Raw genomic sequence first — 18,325 nt, forward strand, 5'->3', positions numbered from 1 at the left:
TCCTTAAATTTATCAAAGAGTTGATTATGGTAATTTAATAGGAAACCATTCTCAGCAACATAAATACTTTTCCGTCTTGAAACCCAAAAGTCAGATTATTGATGCTGACTTTTGGGTATAAACTAATTTACGAGGCAATTATTCTTCTTGATAAGCATAATAAGCACTAATTAACGTTTTCGCTGCAATAGGCATTGCTCGTTCATCGAAATCAAAGTGTGGATGGTGGTGTGGATAACGATTTCCTGCCTTCTCTGCACCTGTGAAGAAAAATGCTCCTGGCTTCTCAAGTAAATAATAGGCAAAATCCTCTCCACCCATAACAGGAATTATTTCTTCCACCGTTTCAACTTCAGCAAGTTTTTGACTAACCTTCATTACTAATTCAGCTTCTTTATCATGGTTAATCACTGGCGGATAGCCTTTTTCATAGTTAAATGTGTAGTTGCATCCATTGGCTATACAAATTCCTTTAATAATTTTCTCCATTTCTTTAATTATTCTATCTTGGATCTCCGTATTCAAATAACGCACAGTACCTATTAATCTAGCTGTATCTGCAATAATATTGAAAGCATTACCCGCCTCAAAAATGCCTACTGTTATAACTGCTGTCTCTAGTGGGTCTAGTCTTCGGCTGATTATTTGTTGTAACTGTGTAACGATTTGCGATCCGATGACAATGGAATCCTTTGTTTCATGAGGATAGGCACCGTGTCCCCCTTGGCCTTGTATAATAATCTCAAACCGATCCGCTCCAGCCATTAGAACTCCCTTAGCTGTTTGAATAACACCAAGAGGGGTAGTGGCCCATAAATGGGTGCCAAAAACGGCATCAACATCTTTTAAGGCTCCAGCATCAATCATCGGTTTGGCGCCCCCTGGTGCATATTCCTCGGCATGCTGATGAAGAAACACAATGGTACCAGGTAGTTCTTCTTGATAGGATTTCATAACCTTTGCTAAATATAGTAGAGTTGAGGTGTGTCCATCATGTCCACAAGCATGCATCACCCCATCAATTTTAGATTTATATGGCACATCCTTTTCGTCTTGAATTGGTAGAGCATCGAAATCGGCTCGTAGTGCAATGGTTTTTCCAGGCTTCCTTCCTTTTAATGTAGCAACAATACCGTTACCACCTACATTTTTTTGATATGGAATACCTATTTTCTCGTAAAAATCCGCTATGTACTTCGCTGTTTTAAATTCCTTGAAGGAGAGTTCTGGATATTGATGGAGATACCGTCGAGTTTCAACCATCTCAGGATATACAGCATCAATCGCATTATGTATTTCTTGTAGCATTACTCCACCCCTTTTCTTTTTTACTATTATATATGAAAAAATGATTTTTAATAATGATTAAATAGGCTATCATGGTAATTAAGAATACATAGTAATGGGAGGATTAGTATTTGGCTCAGCGGAAAATTATCTCTGTAATTTTCTTTATCATGGTAATAATGATGATTGGCGTATGGATCATGGATATTATTCATGGGAAAGTACCTTATATTGACCAGATGTCAAGAGAGCTAGTTCATAGGCTCGCTCATACTGAAATATATTATTTTTTCCTTTCTGTAACGAATCTAGGCTCTAAAGAGTTTGTCTATCCTTTTGCTGGTATCATGGCAATTGTTCTCATCGTTATATATAGAGATTGGCTCCCAGGAATATTATATTTTACAGCTATTTGTGTGACACATGAATTAAATGGGGTGTTCAAATTATTCATCCATCGAGAGAGACCTACTATACTAGTAGCAGCAAATGCAGTGGGGGAGAGTTTTCCATCAGGACATGCAATGGTTTCGATTGTCTGCTATGGTCTCCTGGCATATTTTCTAGTACAAAAGATAAAATCGAAAATGATATCATTTACAATTCAAGTATTTTTTGCATTTGTCACATTTTTAATTGGCATTAGTAGGTATGTGATTAATGTTCATTATTTAACAGATGTGATAGCAGGATTCGTGTTTGGGTATATGTGCATGGTAAGTGTTATCTATTTCTTTGAATATATCCAAAAAAAGAGATATCCGTCTTGAGACGGAGTGAAAAGCATTCCAGAGATGGTTTTTCCATTCTCCAAAATTGTCTACTATATAGTTAACAACCTTAGGAGAAGGGAGCATTTAAAATGAATGCTGTTGTAAAGAAAGAGAATGTGAAGGTCCCCATATTTCATAATCGTAACTTTGTTCTACTATTAATAAGTGCGATATTTTCATCACCAGGTTATTTTGTATATTTAATAGGTACGGAATGGCTGATGCTAAGCATTACAGATAATCGTTTTTATTTTGGGATGTTGTTTTTTGTAGCAGCCATTCCACGATTGATTCTACTTGTTGTCGGAGGATTATTTGCGGATCGGCTGAATAAACGTACTATTTTATTCTGGTCTGACTTTTCTAGGGCATTATTAATTGGAATATTAATTTTACTAATTTGGACTGATTCTGTAGCTGTTTGGCATTTGTTGGTGTTATCTGGATTATTTGGAATATCTGATGCTTTTAGTTATCCAGCAATGAATTCATTAGTTCCGACATTACTAGAAGACGATCAGCTACAACGTGGAAATTCATTTATACAGATGACAAATCAAATAAGTCCAATTTTGGGTCCTGCTTTAGGTGGTACATTAATTGCATTATTAGGATTTGCTGGTGTTTATTCCGTAGCGTTTGTCATGTTATTTATTTCTTCTTTAGCAGTATTGTTCATTCGTTTGAAGATAGAAAGGCAGGAGGAGCTTAGAAAGCCTGCACCACTAACCGATTTAAAGGAAGGATTTCAATATGCGCGGAAGAACGAACTTGTTATTTCAGTTGTAATCATGGCGTTTTTCCTAAACTTCTTTTTCTCTGGACCAATAGCAATTGGAATGCCGGTTATTGTTAAGGATGTATTTGACGGAAATGCAGCAAGCCTCGCAACGATTCAGACATCGATGGGTGTTGGTGCACTAGCAGGAGCAATCTTACTCGCTAGCTGGAAATTAAAGAGACCAGGTAAAGCAGTAATTATGAGTTTAATTGGGTTAGGAATATCGTTTAGTATAACTGGGCTATCTGTTAACACTTTTATGATGGCAGGACTTGTTGCCCTTATGTCAGTACTGACGCAAATTATCAATATACCTTTAATTACCATGCTACAGCAAACTACGGAAAAGCATATGCTAGGTAGAATGATGAGTATGTTTATGACCGTTTCGACTGGATTGACTCCAGTATCCTATATTGTTACATCATCCTTAATTGCAGCAAATGTATCAATACAAGCGATTATTGTTGTTAGTGGTTTAGTTGTAACATTAATTGCCGTTTATAACTTATTAAAAAATAAAAAGTTACTTAGCTTTACATTATCACAAGGGAGAGAACAAGGGTGAAAATTGGATTCTTTCGATTTCTAATAGCCGTATTACTAATTGGCTTTGGTGTCGTTTTAGTTTTAGAAAATATAGGTGTAATGGATTTTAACGGAAGAGACGCTTGGGGGTATATTTATCCTTCATTATTTATCCTTTTTGGAATAAAATGGATGATAGACCGCATGAAGCATCGTGGTGGAAGCTACGCCTGGGGATCATTCTTCTTCATCTTTGGATCATTGCTTTTATTGGACCGATTTGACATAATCACTTTTACCTTTGGTGATGTATTTAAGTTATGGCCACTTCTAATTATCTATTTTGGCTTTCAATTTATCGGAAATTCGTTTAAACCAAAGGTAATAATTCAGAAAAAGGGTAATCATGAAGAAGTAATTGATGCCGAATATAGTAATAGTTCTTTTTTTACAGTAGGAAATCATGAGTTTAATAAGCCGAACTGGAAAGTAGAGCCTACAACAATTAAGACATTGGCGGGGGATTTCTATTATGATTTCTCTAAAGCATATATACCTGAAAAGGAAATTCCAATTACTGTTAATGCACTTGCTGGCGATGTGCATATCTTAATACCTGAAAACATAGAATTCCAAATTAAGGCATCAGTTAAAGCGGGAGATATTGATATTGTTGGTCAAACTGTTGATGGCATTAATCGATCTCTCAGTTATGTAACACCTAATTATGATACTGCAACAAGAAAATTAAACTTCACATTAAAATTAAAGGCTGGATCAATACGAGTTGATCTTGTATAGGGGGATATGAGGTGAAGAAACGGTTTTCCAGTATCCGATATAGTTATATTGTGTCACATCTTAATGGGTTGTTTTTAACCTTTGTGACGATATTAGCAATTTTACTATCAATTTTTGTGTTAATTAGCCCTAAATGGCTAACAGCAAATAGTATTTTTCTATTTATCGGACTTTATATTGTTATTGCTTTTTTCGTTTCCATTTATGTTGGCTTTCGTTCCAGTGGTGATTTAAAACAGAAGATGGATTATCTCTCTGTTCTTATTACCCAGTATGCGAATGGAAATTATCAATCTCGCATCTATATTGATGAAGGAGATGAGCTTAATAGAATTGGAAAAGAATTAAACGAGCTTGGGGAGAAGTTACAGAATCAAGTGAAATCTTTACAAAGGTTGGCAGATGAAAATGCCGAGCTTGCAAAATCAGCACATAAATCCGCTGTGATTGAAGAGAGACAGCGAATAGCCAGGGATTTGCATGATGCAGTAAGTCAACAGTTGTTTGCATTAGCAATGATGTCCGAAGCTGCAATAAGGCAAATTGAAAACAATCCTGCCCTTGCTAAGGAGCAAATGATTGAAGTAGCAAGTGCTGCTAATCAGGCACAAACAGAAATGAGGGCATTATTACTCCATCTAAGACCTGTTCATTTATCAGGGAACCCATTACCAATAGGGATTAAGAAGCTTGTTGAAGAACTACAACAAAAATCGCAAATCCGCTTTCAAGTTTCCATTGAGGATACACTAAAACTACCCGCTGTAACGGAAGAGCATGTATTTCGTATCATTCAAGAATCCTTATCCAATATACTCCGTCATGCCTATGCAACCGAGGTGAAGATCGAAGCAAATAAAAAGGGTGAAGAGTTATTCCTCCATATTGCCGATAATGGCAAAGGCTTTGACTTACTACAGGATCAGGAGAAGAAGACTTCCTATGGCTTAAAAACCATGAAAGAAAGAAGTGAAGAGCTTGGCGGTACTTTCACAATTCGATCTAATGTCGATGAAGGAACATATATTGATATACGGATACCTTGTTAAAAAATATGATAGTAAATGAATATGAGGGGGAGGGAATGGTAAATGATTCGAGTTGCTGTAGTAGATGATCATGAAATAGTGCGAAAAGGGATTATCGCCTATTTAAATACAGATCCAGAAATCGAAGTAATTGGTCAAGCTGATAGTGGGAATGAAGGGGCGAAATTAATACTCCGTGAAAGACCAGAAGTGGTGCTTATGGATTTGATGATGGATGATGGTACAGGTATTGATGCTACTAAACAAGTAATGAAAGAATATCCAGCTTGTAAAATTATTATTCTTACTAGTTTTTATGATGATAAACAAGTATTCCCTGCATTAGAGGCTGGCGCTTTTAGTTATTTATTAAAGACCTCGTCAGCAGATGAAATTGTTTCCGCTATAAAGAAAGCGGCGAAAGGTGAAAATGTTATAGAGCCAAAGGTTGCTAGTAAAATGATGACCAGTTTTCGAAAAGAACAGCGTAAACCACATGATGAATTAACAGATCGTGAGATGGAAGTTCTTTTATGTATTGGAAATGGGATGACAAATCAAGAGATTAGTGAACAATTGTATATCGGCATTAAGACTGTAAAAACGCATGTAAGTAATATTTTGGCAAAACTTGAGGTGCATGATAGAACACAGGCAGCAGTTTATGTGCACAAAAATCATCTTTTGAAGCAAGAGGGGTAAGCCCTCTTTTTTGTTTTTTGTAAAAATTCCTAGTATAATACTAGGGAAAAATCAAAACAAGGGTGAGGAGATTCCTAAATGAATCAAACGAAAAAACAAGAAAATATCTTGCTTGGAATATGGGGTATAGCAATTATTGCTACAGCAGGTAGTTTGTTTTATTCGGAAGTGATGGGATATGAACCATGTGAGCTATGCTGGTACCAGCGGATATTAATGTATCCACTCATCGTGATCTACGGTACCGCAATACTAAAGAAAAATATATCCATAGCACTTCCGGGGTTAATTATGAGCGGAATAGGCATGTGTGTTTCTACATATCATTATCTAATTCAGAAATTACCAGCTCTAAGTGAAACTGGTGGAGCTTGTGGACTTGTTCCTTGTAACTTTCAATATGTGAATTATTTTGGTTTTATAACCATTCCATTTTTGGCAGGGACAGCCTTTATTTTGATTTTTGTTTTACATATACTATTAATTAAACAGGCTAGGGGGAAATAACCATGCAAAAGAAAATGCTCATTATTATCGGTGTTATTGTCGTGTTATTTTTTGCTTTATATTTTGTGATAGATTATAAAAATGATAAAGCTTTAGAAGCAAATAACCCATATGGAACGACTGATTTGGAACAAGCAACAATTGACCAATTAAAAGATCCAAACTACGATAATCAAATTTTGCCTAAAGATTTAATAGCAGAAGTTGAGAGTGGAAAGCCAATGACAGTTTATTACTACAGCCCAACTTGTGTTTACTGTCAAAAAACAACACCATATTTAGCCCCGCTAGCTAAGAAAATGAATGTTGATATGAAAAAGCTAAATCTGTTAGAATTTTCTACTGCCGTTCCCCAATTTGGGATTAAGTCAACACCAACTCTTGTCTATTATGAGGATGGTAAAGAGGTACGTCGATTAGAGGGGCAAAAAACAGAAGAGGAATATAAAGCGTTTTTTGAGGAATATGTGCTAAAGAACAAGTAGCATGTGAAGAGACAGACACCTAAACAACAAAAGGTTAAGGTGCTGTCTCTTCTATTCTTTTAGAAACATGTCAGTCTTTTTCAATCATATTGTATGTATGGACAAAAGGGCGATCTGCGAAGTAAGCAGGTGGTTTGATATTGACATGTGACTTTTGGAAGTCTGTTGAGTTTTTCCACTGCTCGTAGCTCACCTTAGATTGCCATTGGGTAAGTACAACATATGTATTACCTTTCCTAGGCTTTAATAGACGGAATGCTTGGAATCCATCATAATGTTCAGCCGCATGCTTTCTTTTCTTAAAGTTATCTTCAAAGACAGGTCTACCTTCATCTGTAACAGGGATATGATTCATGACAATATACCCCTTATCTCTTATTTCTCCTGTTTGAATGATAATTTCATATTCTCTCCCAGCAACAAATAGTTTTTTGTTACCTTCATAATATGCAACATCATTGACAGAGCCAGACATAAAGTGAAAGCGTATAGAGGGATATTTCTCCTCTATTTTTTTTAGGAAATCAACTGTTCCATTTGTCATATAGGCATTCATATAACCTCTCCCCTCTTTGTATTAATTATTATTTAGTAATGCCTATCATTTGGGTATTGTATTTAATTATCGTATAATATGTATGATGCAGACGTAAATAAGCGGCAGTCCAAATTGTTATTCTCTTCCTTTATTTTACCGAACTATGGTTGCAATTATAACAGAAACAATTAAAGAATGTTTACAAGTAATCACTCGCTTCTATAATGTTAGCTATTCGACAAAATTGGACATTATTTCCCAGGTAATAATAACATTGTTTCATTCTTATTCTGTAGTAATCGCAAATTAGACAAATTCATGACAAAGTAGGTATCTTGCTATACATCAAACCTTTAAATAGGTATAGTAGAGGATGGAATTAATCGTATTTAGGACTAATTTTAAGTAATAGCAAATACATAAAGGAATAAGGAATGTTCACTGCTAGAACTTCCAAAAGGGTGAGAAAATGAAGCTAAATGACACTATTATTCGCGCTTATAAAGGTGAAGCAACAAACTACACACCTGCTTGGTTTATGAGACAGGCGGGCAGATCACAGGCTGAATATCGCAAACTTAAGGAAAAATATTCTTTGTTTGAAATTACACATCAGCCCGAAATTTGTGCATATGTTACAAGATTACCTGTAGAAATGTACAATGTGGATGCTGCTATTCTGTATAAGGATATTATGTCTCCTTTACCTGCAATAGGTATTGATGTAGACATTAAGGCAGGGATCGGACCAGTCATAGCAAATCCGATAAAGAGTTTTCACGATGTTGAAGCTTTAGGTACAATTGATCCTGAAAAGGATGTACCATATGTATTGGACACAATTAAGCTACTTACTACTGAACAGTTGACGGTTCCTCTTATTGGATTTAGTGGAGCACCTTTCACGATCGCAAGCTATTTAATTGAAGGTGGTCCATCGAAGAATTATGGCAAGACAAAAGCATTTATGTATGCTCATTCAGATGCCTGGTTTGCATTGATGGATAAGCTTGCAGATATGACGATTACTTATGTAAAGGCCCAAATTAAGGCTGGTGTTAAAGCAGTTCAAATCTTTGATTCATGGGTTGGCGCTTTAAATGCTAAGGATTATCGTACTTATATAAAACCAGTCATGCATCGAATTTTTAGTGAACTACAAAATGAGGGTGTACCACTGATTATGTTCGGTGTTGGGGCAAGTCATCTTTTATTAGAATGGAATGAGCTACCTCTCGATGTAATAGGTCTTGATTGGAGGACATCCATAAAAGAGGCAAGAGAGCTTGGAGTTACAAAGGTGTTACAAGGAAATCTTGATCCAGCAATTTTACTAGCTGATTGGGTTACGATTGAATCGCGTACAAAAGAGATTCTTGATCAATCAATGAAAGATGGTCGTCATGTATTTAATCTTGGACATGGTGTCACACCAGATATTCATCCAGAGACTTTGAAAAAACTTACAGATTTAATTCACACGTATTCAGCAAGATAATAAATTAAAACTGACATGAAGAGGTGTAGAAAATGGAAAAAAAGAAAATAGGACTACTAGTGATGGCTTATGGCACACCGTATAAGGAAGAAGATATTGAACCTTATTATACGCATATTCGTCACGGAAGAAAGCCTTCTGATGAACAGTTACAGGATTTAAAAGATCGCTATAAAGCGATTGGAGGTACTTCTCCTCTTGCTAAAATTACTGAAGAACAAACAAAAGCACTAGAAGCAAAACTAAATGAAATACAAGATGAATATGAGTTTAAAGCATATATTGGACTAAAACATATTTCACCTTTTATAGAAGATGCTGTAGCGGAAATGGGAAAAGATGGTATTAAAGAGGCTGTTTCTATTGTACTAGCACCGCATTATTCAACATTTAGCGTAAAATCCTATAATACGCGTGCTCATGAGGAAGCAGCTAAATACGGTATTGAAATAAAATCTGTTGAAAGCTGGTATGATGCACCAGGATTTATTCAATATTGGGCTGATCGGATTCAGGAAGTTTATGCAAAAATGTCTGACGTGGAGCGAGAAAAAGCAGTATTAGTAGTATCCGCTCATAGTCTTCCAGAGAAAATTTTACAAAATGGCGATCCATATCCAGATCAATTGGCAGAAACTGCGAAATTAATTTCAGATAAAGCCGGTATTACGAATTATGAGCTAGGTTGGCAAAGTGAAGGAAATACTCCTGATCCATGGTTAGGACCTGATGTACAAGACCTTACTCGTTCCCTTTATGAAGAAAAAGGATACCGCACATTTGTCTATACCCCTGTTGGATTTATCGCAGACCATTTAGAAGTGCTATACGATAATGATTACGAGTGTAAAGTTGTATGTGATGAACTAGGAGCGAGCTACTATCGTCCTCCTATGCCAAATACACATCCACTATTTATTGAGACATTAGCAAAGGTTGTTCAAAATCGAGTAAAGCGTGATGCGTAATGGATAAGCAAACAATTGTTATAGTAGGCGGTGGGATCACTGGTTTAACCGCTGCCTACTATATGCAAAAGGCGTTAAAAGAAGAAGCATTGCCTTACGAAGTGAAACTGGTTGAAGCAAGTGATCGCTTAGGTGGTAAGATTATCACACATAAACAGAATGGATTTACCATCGAACGTGGTCCAGATTCCATGATCGCAAGAAAGAAGCCAGGTATGAAGCTTGTTGAAGAACTAGGGTTAAAAGATGAAGTCATTCGTAATGGAACTGGACAATCCTATATTTTAGTTCAAGGAAAGCTACATAAAATGCCAAAAGGAGCATTTATGGGTGTGCCAATGCAAATTGGTCCTTTTTTAAAAACAGGACTTGTATCTCCATTTGGAAAACTTAGAGCATTACTTGATCTTGTTAAAGGAAAAGGGGATGCAAGTGTAGATCAATCCTTAGGGGCTTTTATGCGACGTCGGTTTGGAAATGAATTAGTGGAAAACGAAATTGAACCATTATTATCTGGAATTTACTCCGGCGATATTGATGAGATGAGTTTAATGGCAACATTTCCGCATTTTTATCAATTAGAGCAAAACTATGGTAGTTTAATCAAAGGATTAAAACAAACGATGCCAAAGCCTGTGAAAACAAAAGAAAAAGGTAACCCCCCTGGTGCATTTTTTTCGTTCAAAAATGGCCTAGAAACAATGGTTCACAAATTAGTCGAGAAGTTAGATGAGGGGACCATTTTGTTAAATAATGCTGTAGACCATATCGAGAAAAAGGATAACGGTTACCATGTTTTATTAAGTAGTGGTGATGTGATAAAAGCAGTAGCGGTAATTGCTACTACGCCACATAAAACATTACCCAAAATGTTTAGCCAGTACGATTTTCTACAGGGTTTCTCAAATGTTCCTTCAAGCTCTGTAGCAAACGTTGCGCTAGCCTTTGAACAATCGGCTATTAAACAGGATATCGATGGAACAGGATTCGTTGTTTCACGGAATAGTGATTTCCGAATTACCGCTTGTACATGGACACACAAAAAATGGCCTTCCAGCACACCAAAAGGTAAAGCATTGATCCGTTGTTATGTAGGTAGACCAAGTGATCAAGAGGTAGTAGATCTACCTGATGAAGACTTAGTTGAACTAGTACTAAAAGATTTAAACAAAACAATGAATATAACAGCTATGCCAGAGTTTAGTGTTATTTCTCGGTGGAGGAATGTAATGCCCCAATACACTGTTGGTCACATGGAACGAATTGCCAAAGCCCGTAAAGAGGCCAGTGAACATCTACCAGGTGTTTATTTTGTAGGTAGTTCCTTCAATGGGGTCGGTATTCCAGATTGTATAGAGCAAGCAGAAAAGGCAGTAGAGCAAGTTCGGAAATATTTATCTATATAAATAATGTTACAGTTGACCACGGAGATTGTTGATACCGTGGTTTTTTTATTTTTGTAATTTGCTCTAAACATCATTTCCGGTAGGTGGTCGAGAATGAAATGAAGCATAGATGTGTTCTAGGCATCATTTCAGAAGGAAGTTGAGATTGAAATGAAGCATAGATGTGCTCTAGGCATCATTTCAGAAGGAAGTTGAGAATGAAATGAAGCATAGATGTGCTCTAGGCATCATTTCAGAAGGAAATTGAAAATGAAATGAAGCATAGAAGTGCACTAAGCATCATTTCAGAAGGAAACTGAGAATGAAATGAAGCATAGAAGTGCACTAAGCATCATTTCAGAAGGAAACTGAGAATGAAATGAAGCATAGAAGTGCTCTAGGCATCATTTCAGAAGGAAACTGAGAATGAAATGAAACATAGAAGTGCTCTAGGCATCATTTTAGAAGGAAGTTGAGATTGAAATGAAACATAGAAGTGCACTAGGCATCATTTTAGAAGGAAACTAAGGGTGAAACGAAGCATAGAAGTGCAATAAACATCATTTCAGAAGGAAACTGAGAATGAAATGAACCATAGAAGTTCACTAAGCATCTACATATACTTGAAAATGTAATCAATCCAATAATTACACAAAAAATAGCCTAGTCCTCGACTAGGCTATTTCAAAAATATTTTTATTCGTAACTATTCTCTAGTTCATCTACTAATGATCCGACAAAAGCAACTGCTTCTCGAATAGCATCCGGTTTTGACATATCGACTCCAGCTTGTTTAATTAGTTCTAGTGGTTTTAATGTGCCTCCTGCTCGAAGAACGTTTAACCAACTGTCAACTACTGGCTTTCCTTCTTCTTGAATACGCTTTGCAACTGCAGTGGATACAGTTAATCCAGCAGAGTAAGTATATGGATAAAGTCCCATATAATAATGAGGTTGGCGCATCCAGGTTAAACCAGCACCTTCATCAAATACAACGGAATCATCCCAGAAGTTTTCTAGAGCCTCGCGCTTTTGTTGATTTAATACTGTTGCAGTTAAAGGAGTACCAGCTTCAGCTAATTCGTAAACACGACGCTGATATTCTCCCTCTAGCAAATGTGTAACGAAGTTGTGGTAATATGTACCTAATAGCTGCGTAATAACCCAACGTTTCATTCGCTTATCATCGGTACCATTCATCAAATGATTGGCAAGAAGCAATTCATTCAGTGTCGATGGTGCTTCAACGAAGTATGTTGAAGGTCTCGTATTTACTAAGGATTGATTTTTTCCTGCAAGATAGAAGTGTCCCGCATGGCCTAATTCGTGTGCAAGTACAAACGCGCCTCGCATTGTATCTGTCCATGTAATTAAAATATATGGATGTACTCCGTATGGGCTAGAACAGAATGCACCTGTTGCTTTTCCTACATTGTCAGATAAATCTACCCAACGATCATTTAATCCTTTTTCCATGATTTCTAGGTATTCTGGACCCATCACCTTAAGTGCATCTAAAATTACCGTTTTTGCTTCTTCATAAGTTGTTTTTGGATTGAATTCTGGATCTAGTGGTGCTTTTAAATCACAGTATCTCATTTCGTCTAAGTTTAGTTTTTCTTTTTTTAGCTTTGCATAACGACGCATATGCGGTGCTAGCTCTGCTTGAATGACCTTTAATTGATTTTGATACATTTCCTTTGTAACTTGTTGTGGTGCTAATAACATATCTGTAACAGAATTATAGTTTCGTAAACGAGCCATAGTTACTTGTCTGGTAACCTCAGTTGCGTAGTTTGCAGCAAATGTATTTTTATATTGGTTTAATGTCTTTGTAAATGATTCATATGCGTCACGTCTTAGCTTTGTGTTTGCTTCAAGCTCATAACGATCTTCATATAATGCGGCAGACATTGGAAGTTCATTGCCCGCTTCATCATAGATGGAGTCAAACACCATATCAGATGCTTTACTACGGCTGTATAGCATATATGGAGAGCCGTGGACTTCACTTAAGGCGGCTAGCGTTTCCTCTATTTCTGGAGCTAATGTATGAGGCTTTTCTTCCAAAATATCCTCAAGCATTTTTTGATATGTTTGTAATTCTTTTTCGTCATTTAAAAATTCTTCAATTTTTTCTTTGGATAAAGTTAATAGTTCGGATTTAATAAAAGAGAGCTTGGCACCAATACTAGCCATGGCAGAAGATACTTTTGCAGCATCTCGCTGGTTTTCTGGATCACTTCCATCAGCACTAGACTTTAAACTTGCATATGTACCAACACGAACTAAACGTTCTTGATAGTTTTCTAGAGTGGTTAGACAGTTTAATAAAGTTTTCGCATTAGAACCAAGTTTCCCTTTATATTGTGTAACCTCGGTAATTTCATCTTGCACTGCTTGTAGCTCTTGTTCCCAAGCTTCCGTGCTCGAAAATAAATCTGTTAAATCCCACTTTTGTTCCTCTGGTACCTCGGCACGTAATAGTCTTTTAGATGTTGCAGTTGTCATATATAAATCCCCTTTCCCCAAATAATATTTCGGTAATCTAAATATTATAATACAATTTTAGGAAGATGGGTATTATTTTTTCAGATATTTTTTAATAGAGTAACTTTTGGTTGATTTAAGGGAGAAAAGTTAGAAGACAAAGAGTAGGGGGGACTCTTAACAAAAAAATTAACAACCTAGCATTACGCAAAGGTTGTTTCCAATCTGTGAAAGGCGTACAATTGTGTAGGAATACAAATGGTTGTCATCCTTAGTCTGAGTTATCTAGCTGGATGATCACATTCTTCGCAAATGTTAATGTAACAATCAGCTTGCTCATTTATTTTTCTTCCACATTGCTGACATTTTTTAGGTGGAAGATTTCGGAAAAACTCAAGGATATTCGTAATCATATGTGTTCCTCCTTTTACTTGGTATTTTCATTGTATTATAACAGTATGTTTCAGGTCAATTCTGTGTTACAACAATTTTAATTATTGAGGTGATTAGAAAATGAAGTTAACAATTATTGGTTATTGGGGAGCCTTTCCAGCTCCAGAAAGTGCAACATCAGCCTATCTATTGGAAAAGGATGACTTCACACTTCTGATAGATGTTGGAAGTGGAGCTATATCACGATTACAAAAATATAAGGATATTATGGATATTGATGCTGTTATTCTTTCACATTATCATGAGGACCATATTGCTGATGTTGGTGTCTTGCAATATGGTAGGCTTGTAAAATCGCTTGTCCGTAATCAGAAAGATATCTTACCTATTTATGGACATACCGAAGATAAAGATGCTTTTGCCAAATTAACACATGACTATACAAAGGGCATTGCATATGATCCAACCGGCTCAATAGACATCGGACCATTTTCAATTACTTTTTTGAAAACAAAGCATCCTGTTCCATGCTATGGAATGCGGATAACCGATGGAGAGAAATCTATTGTTTATACAGCAGATACTAGCTACCAGAATGAATGGATTCCATTTTGTAAAGATGCTGATCTGTTAGTCGCAGATAGCAATTTCTATGCTGACCAAGATGGTTCAGGAGCGGGGCATATGACATGTGTGGAAGTAGCCTCTATAGCCAAGGAAGCAAAGGTGAAAGAGCTTATTTTGAGTCATTTACCACAGTACGGTAATCATCAAGATTTAGTACAGCAGGCATCAGCCATTTTTAGTGGGAAAATTCGTTTAGCAGCAGAGGGAGTTACCTGGGAGAGTTAAGGGTTAATCTTTGCTTACAATATTCTTTTTCGATAAACTTAATGTAGAAATTAGTGATTATTAGAAGGGGGATTATCATGAAATTTATAGATAACCAAGGTATTACAGATCCAATGATAAATTTAGCAATAGAGGAATACATTTTGCAAAACTTTGGTGAGAAGGATACATACCTACTGTTCTATATTAATAAGCCTTCTATCATTATTGGCAGAAACCAAAATACTATTGAAGAAATTAACACAGAATACGTAGAGAAGAACGGTATTAAAGTAGTTCGTCGTCTTTCGGGTGGTGGAGCAGTTTACCATGATGAACAAAACTTAAACTTTAGTTTCATTACAAAAGATGATGGAGAAAGCTTTCATAACTTTGCAAAGTTCCTAAAGCCAGTTATTGAGGTGTTAAATGAATTGGGTGTTCCCGCAGAGCTTCAAGGACGAAATGATGTCGTTGTAGAAGGGCGTAAAATCTCTGGTAATGCGATGTTCTCAACAAGAGGACGTATGTTCAGTCACGGGACATTGATGCTTGACTCAGAAATTGAAAATGTCGTTAAAGCTTTAAAGGTGAAAAAGGAGAAAATTGAATCCAAAGGAATTAAATCTATCCGAAGCCGTGTTGCTAATATTTCTGAGTTTCTTGAAGAGAACATTTCAATGGAAGAATTTAAAGAGCGTATATTAAAGCATATTTTCCAGGTAGAAGATGTGAGGGATGTTCCACGCTATGAATTAACAGAAGAAGATTGGAATAATATTCACAAAATCTCAGAAGAACGTTACCAAAAATGGGAATGGAATTATGGAAAATCACCTGCCTTTAATGTACAAGCATCTCATAAGTTTCCATCTGGTTTATTGGATGTCCGCCTAGATGTGAACAAAGGTATAATTGAAAACTGTAAGATTTATGGAGACTTCTTTGGTCTTGGAGAAGTAAAAGATCTAGAAAATAAATTAATCGGTGTACGTCATGATAAAAATGCTATTGAAGAAGCATTAAAAGAGATTGATGTAGCACATTATTTAGGTAAAATTACGAAAGAAGACCTCGTTAACTTACTTTATTAATAAAAATATATCCCTAAAGTTAAAACACTTCAAACGTTAGTGTCAGTATCTAACTTTGAAGTGTTTTTAGTATACTTGTATGAAAAAATGGAAAATACTCCATACTTTATTCTAAGGAGGGACGAAATGGTTAGAAAAGAAGATATCCCAGAATTAAATACATTTACGTTTTTAAATCCCGATTTTCTCCTAGCAAAAGAGACATATCACAGGGATTTGAAGCTAGAAAAAGAAGCAGTATATGGAAATATTTCCGAAAATCATGGAAATGAGAAGGAATAAAGCTTTAAAAGTGAATTTTGTTGAAAAATGGCTGTTATATGTATCAATTTAGTGATTTATTTGCTACATTAATACATATAAGCCTCACCCTTTCATATCGAAATGAAAGGATGATTATCATGCTAATAGATGAATTTTACTCCCCGTTACACGAAATTACCCCATGCACCCTTGCAGTTGTTGCAGAAAAAGGTGCAAAAGGAATTGTACATACTGTTGTTCTAGAGGAAGAAGCAGAATATATGGTAGAACAACCTCCTAGCAAACTCATCGATCATGCCTGTAAGTTCTTCGGTTCCAGTCTTAAGGGCAGACAAGACGGGACGCGAGATATTTGTGGAATTACCCATAAGGCCCCAATATCGATTGATCCTTCCAGTGGCATGTATTTCTTCCCGACAACATCTCCAACAAATGCAAAATGCTCATGGATTGCCCATTCCCATATTGAACATGTCAGCCGTGCGACCAATGAAACTACTGAAATTATCTTCAGGAATGGAAAGCGGATTATTTTAGACGCTTCCTATGGATCAGTAATGAATCAAATACATCGAACCGCACAATTTCGTTACTTATTAGACAATCGAATCAGGCATTTGCAGCAACCAAAGACTGTTCCGGGGACAAGGACTTCCACATAATTTCCTGTACTATTTCTTGCACTTTTTTTCGAATAGCTGGGTTAAAGTAATTTCGCTTTTCCTCTTTTCCTTTGCATATAAAAAGGTAGGAAGAAAAGGAATCATTTTTATTTAAAAGCATTACCTTAAGCTTTTTCTTTTCCATTGTAGAACGTAATTGTCGGCGCTCTGTCAAGGCATTGGAATTCATCTTTTCCAAAAGCTGGATATATGGTTCCTTTATTTTAAAGGGACCCTTTTGGATGCTTCCTATATCTTGCTGTATCACGACAATTGCCATCGAGAGAAAAAGAAAGCGAGTAGCTATGTTTAATTCTTCATCTGTCAGATAGCGCATATGTTACCCTCCATTTTAGGAACGTTTGTTCTATTATACGCCAAAATAAGCAAAAAATACACTGAAAAGCAAAAAAATGTGGAGAAACGTTAACGTATGCTAATGTACTATAATAAACAGGAATGTATATTAATTAATTGATTAAGGAAGGGTAGAGGCTTATTTTTTTGTGTTAAAAACGTTTATAAGTGAATGAAACTTGGTTAAAGCTTTTCATAACAGGGAAATTCTATTAAAATAAAGTTAGTACATATAAAGGCCTTGATGAGGAGATTTACTGGATGAATTTGTTTAGTATTATAACAGATTGGCAGAATGCTGCTAGAAATGATGAACTCGATCAGTACATAATGGAATTACTAAAGAATTATGAAAGCTTAGGGCCATTACCCGGAATATTGTTACCATTTATAGAAGCTTTTCTTCCCTTTTTACCGTTAGTTGTATTTGTAATGGCAAATGCTGCAGCTTATGGTTTACTGGAAGGTTTTTTGTTTTCATGGGCAGGTTCTAGTGCAGGTGCTATAATTGTATTCTTGATTGTTAGAAATTTAGGGGACAAAAAAATCTTTGTGAAGATCCGCAAGAATAAACAAGTAAATAGAGTAACAGGCTGGCTAGAAAGACACGGATTTGGACCATTGTTTTTGCTCTTGTGCTTTCCGTTTTCGCCATCCTCTGTTATTAATGTTGTAGCAGGCTTATCGAAAATAAATATGTATCAGTTTATTTTAGCGGTATTGCTTGGTAAATCTGTTATGATATTTTCAATTTCTTATATAGGATCTAGTATTGTATCATTTGCTCAAAATCCAACGAAAACAATTGTAGTAGGAATATGTATTGCGCTTTTCTGGTTAGTAGGTAAATTCATAGAAAAAAAGTTACATTCTAAATCAATGCAAAAAGAAGAAACTACTGACGCTGAGAAAGAATAAATTTAAAATCAAAAACTTCTGTCTTGAACATGTAA

20 protein-coding genes are annotated in these 18,325 nt (G+C 36.0%); 15 read left to right on the top strand and 5 right to left on the bottom strand.

Features of this window, described 5'->3' with window-relative positions; translation table 11 throughout:
* Positions 1-138: 138 nt before the first annotated feature.
* Positions 139-1,308 carry a M20 metallopeptidase family protein gene (locus HNR27_RS05510; protein ID WP_429339050.1) on the bottom strand — a complete coding sequence of 390 codons (1,170 nt, stop codon included), beginning with the start codon at positions 1,306-1,308 and terminating at the stop codon, positions 139-141.
* 110 nt (positions 1,309-1,418) lie between these two features.
* Here HNR27_RS05510 and HNR27_RS05515 point away from each other — a divergent pair, with 110 nt between their 5' ends.
* The 7 genes from HNR27_RS05515 (at position 1,419) to HNR27_RS05545 (ending at position 6,892) form a co-directional block, all read left to right on the top strand.
* Entirely contained in the window at positions 1,419-2,057 is a 639-nt protein-coding gene (locus HNR27_RS05515) for a phosphatase PAP2 family protein (RefSeq protein ID WP_429339051.1), read from the top strand.
* Positions 2,058-2,149: 92 nt separating this feature from the next.
* Positions 2,150-3,409 (top strand): MFS transporter, encoded by a 1,260-nt coding sequence (locus tag HNR27_RS05520; RefSeq protein ID WP_429339052.1) that lies wholly within the window; start codon positions 2,150-2,152, stop codon positions 3,407-3,409.
* Positions 3,406-4,170 carry a cell wall-active antibiotics response protein LiaF gene (liaF, locus tag HNR27_RS05525; protein ID WP_429339053.1) on the top strand — a complete coding sequence of 255 codons (765 nt, stop codon included), beginning with the start codon at positions 3,406-3,408 and terminating at the stop codon, positions 4,168-4,170. The genes HNR27_RS05520 and liaF overlap by 4 nt, the downstream gene beginning before the upstream one ends.
* An 11-nt stretch (positions 4,171-4,181) precedes the next feature.
* Positions 4,182-5,219: a sensor histidine kinase gene (locus tag HNR27_RS05530; RefSeq protein ID WP_429339054.1), complete on the top strand. Its 1,038-nt coding sequence runs from the start codon at positions 4,182-4,184 to the stop codon at positions 5,217-5,219.
* Between the two features lie 42 nt (positions 5,220-5,261).
* Positions 5,262-5,900, top strand: a complete 639-nt coding sequence (locus HNR27_RS05535) for a response regulator (RefSeq protein ID WP_212919226.1) — start codon at positions 5,262-5,264, stop codon at positions 5,898-5,900.
* Between the two features lie 78 nt (positions 5,901-5,978).
* Positions 5,979-6,407: a disulfide oxidoreductase gene (locus tag HNR27_RS05540; RefSeq protein ID WP_429339055.1), complete on the top strand. Its 429-nt coding sequence runs from the start codon at positions 5,979-5,981 to the stop codon at positions 6,405-6,407.
* 2 nt (positions 6,408-6,409) lie between these two features.
* Entirely contained in the window at positions 6,410-6,892 is a 483-nt protein-coding gene (locus HNR27_RS05545; protein WP_212919228.1) for a thioredoxin family protein, read from the top strand.
* A gap of 70 nt (positions 6,893-6,962) precedes the next feature.
* On the opposite strand, the gene HNR27_RS05550 is transcribed toward HNR27_RS05545, so the two are convergent.
* On the bottom strand, positions 6,963-7,448 hold the full coding sequence (locus tag HNR27_RS05550; protein ID WP_429339056.1) for an antibiotic biosynthesis monooxygenase family protein: 486 nt from the start codon (positions 7,446-7,448) through the stop codon (positions 6,963-6,965).
* Between the two features lie 451 nt (positions 7,449-7,899).
* On the opposite strand from HNR27_RS05550, the gene hemE reads away from it, so the two are divergent.
* The 3 genes from hemE to hemY are packed head-to-tail and all read left to right on the top strand — an operon-like array spanning position 7,900 to position 11,302.
* Positions 7,900-8,928, top strand: a complete 1,029-nt coding sequence (gene hemE, locus HNR27_RS05555; RefSeq protein WP_429339057.1) for a uroporphyrinogen decarboxylase — start codon at positions 7,900-7,902, stop codon at positions 8,926-8,928.
* A gap of 32 nt (positions 8,929-8,960) precedes the next feature.
* Positions 8,961-9,896, top strand: a complete 936-nt coding sequence (gene hemH, locus HNR27_RS05560) for a ferrochelatase (RefSeq protein ID WP_212919231.1) — start codon at positions 8,961-8,963, stop codon at positions 9,894-9,896.
* Positions 9,896-11,302 (top strand): protoporphyrinogen oxidase, encoded by a 1,407-nt coding sequence (gene hemY / locus HNR27_RS05565; RefSeq protein ID WP_429339058.1) that lies wholly within the window; start codon positions 9,896-9,898, stop codon positions 11,300-11,302. The genes hemH and hemY overlap by 1 nt, the downstream gene beginning before the upstream one ends.
* A 675-nt stretch (positions 11,303-11,977) precedes the next feature.
* Here the strand turns inward: hemY and pepF are convergent.
* Both pepF and yhfH read right to left on the bottom strand, forming a co-directional pair.
* Positions 11,978-13,792: an oligoendopeptidase F gene (gene pepF / locus HNR27_RS05570; RefSeq protein WP_429339059.1), complete on the bottom strand. Its 1,815-nt coding sequence runs from the start codon at positions 13,790-13,792 to the stop codon at positions 11,978-11,980.
* A 260-nt stretch (positions 13,793-14,052) separates the two neighbouring features.
* Positions 14,053-14,184: a protein YhfH gene (yhfH, locus tag HNR27_RS05575; protein ID WP_212919234.1), complete on the bottom strand. Its 132-nt coding sequence runs from the start codon at positions 14,182-14,184 to the stop codon at positions 14,053-14,055.
* A 100-nt stretch (positions 14,185-14,284) separates the two neighbouring features.
* On the opposite strand from yhfH, the gene HNR27_RS05580 reads away from it, so the two are divergent.
* The 4 genes from HNR27_RS05580 (at position 14,285) to HNR27_RS05595 (ending at position 17,015) form a co-directional block, all read left to right on the top strand.
* The gene (locus tag HNR27_RS05580; protein WP_429339060.1) at positions 14,285-15,016 is read left to right on the top strand and encodes an MBL fold metallo-hydrolase; all 732 of its coding nucleotides are present in this window, start codon (positions 14,285-14,287) and stop codon (positions 15,014-15,016) included.
* Between the two features lie 77 nt (positions 15,017-15,093).
* Positions 15,094-16,089, top strand: a complete 996-nt coding sequence (gene lplA, locus HNR27_RS05585) for a lipoate--protein ligase (protein ID WP_429339061.1) — start codon at positions 15,094-15,096, stop codon at positions 16,087-16,089.
* A gap of 126 nt (positions 16,090-16,215) precedes the next feature.
* Positions 16,216-16,371, top strand: a complete 156-nt coding sequence (locus HNR27_RS05590) for a hypothetical protein (protein ID WP_429339062.1) — start codon at positions 16,216-16,218, stop codon at positions 16,369-16,371.
* Positions 16,372-16,490: 119 nt separating this feature from the next.
* Entirely contained in the window at positions 16,491-17,015 is a 525-nt protein-coding gene (locus HNR27_RS05595) for a competence protein ComK (RefSeq protein ID WP_429339063.1), read from the top strand.
* Here HNR27_RS05595 and HNR27_RS05600 read toward each other — a convergent pair.
* Positions 16,963-17,352, bottom strand: coding sequence for a YhjD family protein (locus HNR27_RS05600; protein WP_212919239.1), 390 nt, complete (start codon positions 17,350-17,352; stop codon positions 16,963-16,965). The genes HNR27_RS05595 and HNR27_RS05600 overlap by 53 nt on opposite strands.
* Before the next feature lie 281 nt (positions 17,353-17,633).
* On the opposite strand from HNR27_RS05600, the gene HNR27_RS05605 reads away from it, so the two are divergent.
* A complete protein-coding gene (locus HNR27_RS05605) occupies positions 17,634-18,290 on the top strand; it encodes a TVP38/TMEM64 family protein (protein WP_429339064.1) in 657 nt (218 codons plus the stop codon).
* Positions 18,291-18,325 lie beyond the last annotated feature (35 nt).

Source organism: Ornithinibacillus bavariensis, from assembly GCF_050433565.1.
GTDB classification, from domain to species: domain Bacteria; phylum Bacillota; class Bacilli; order Bacillales; family Amphibacillaceae; genus Ornithinibacillus; species Ornithinibacillus bavariensis.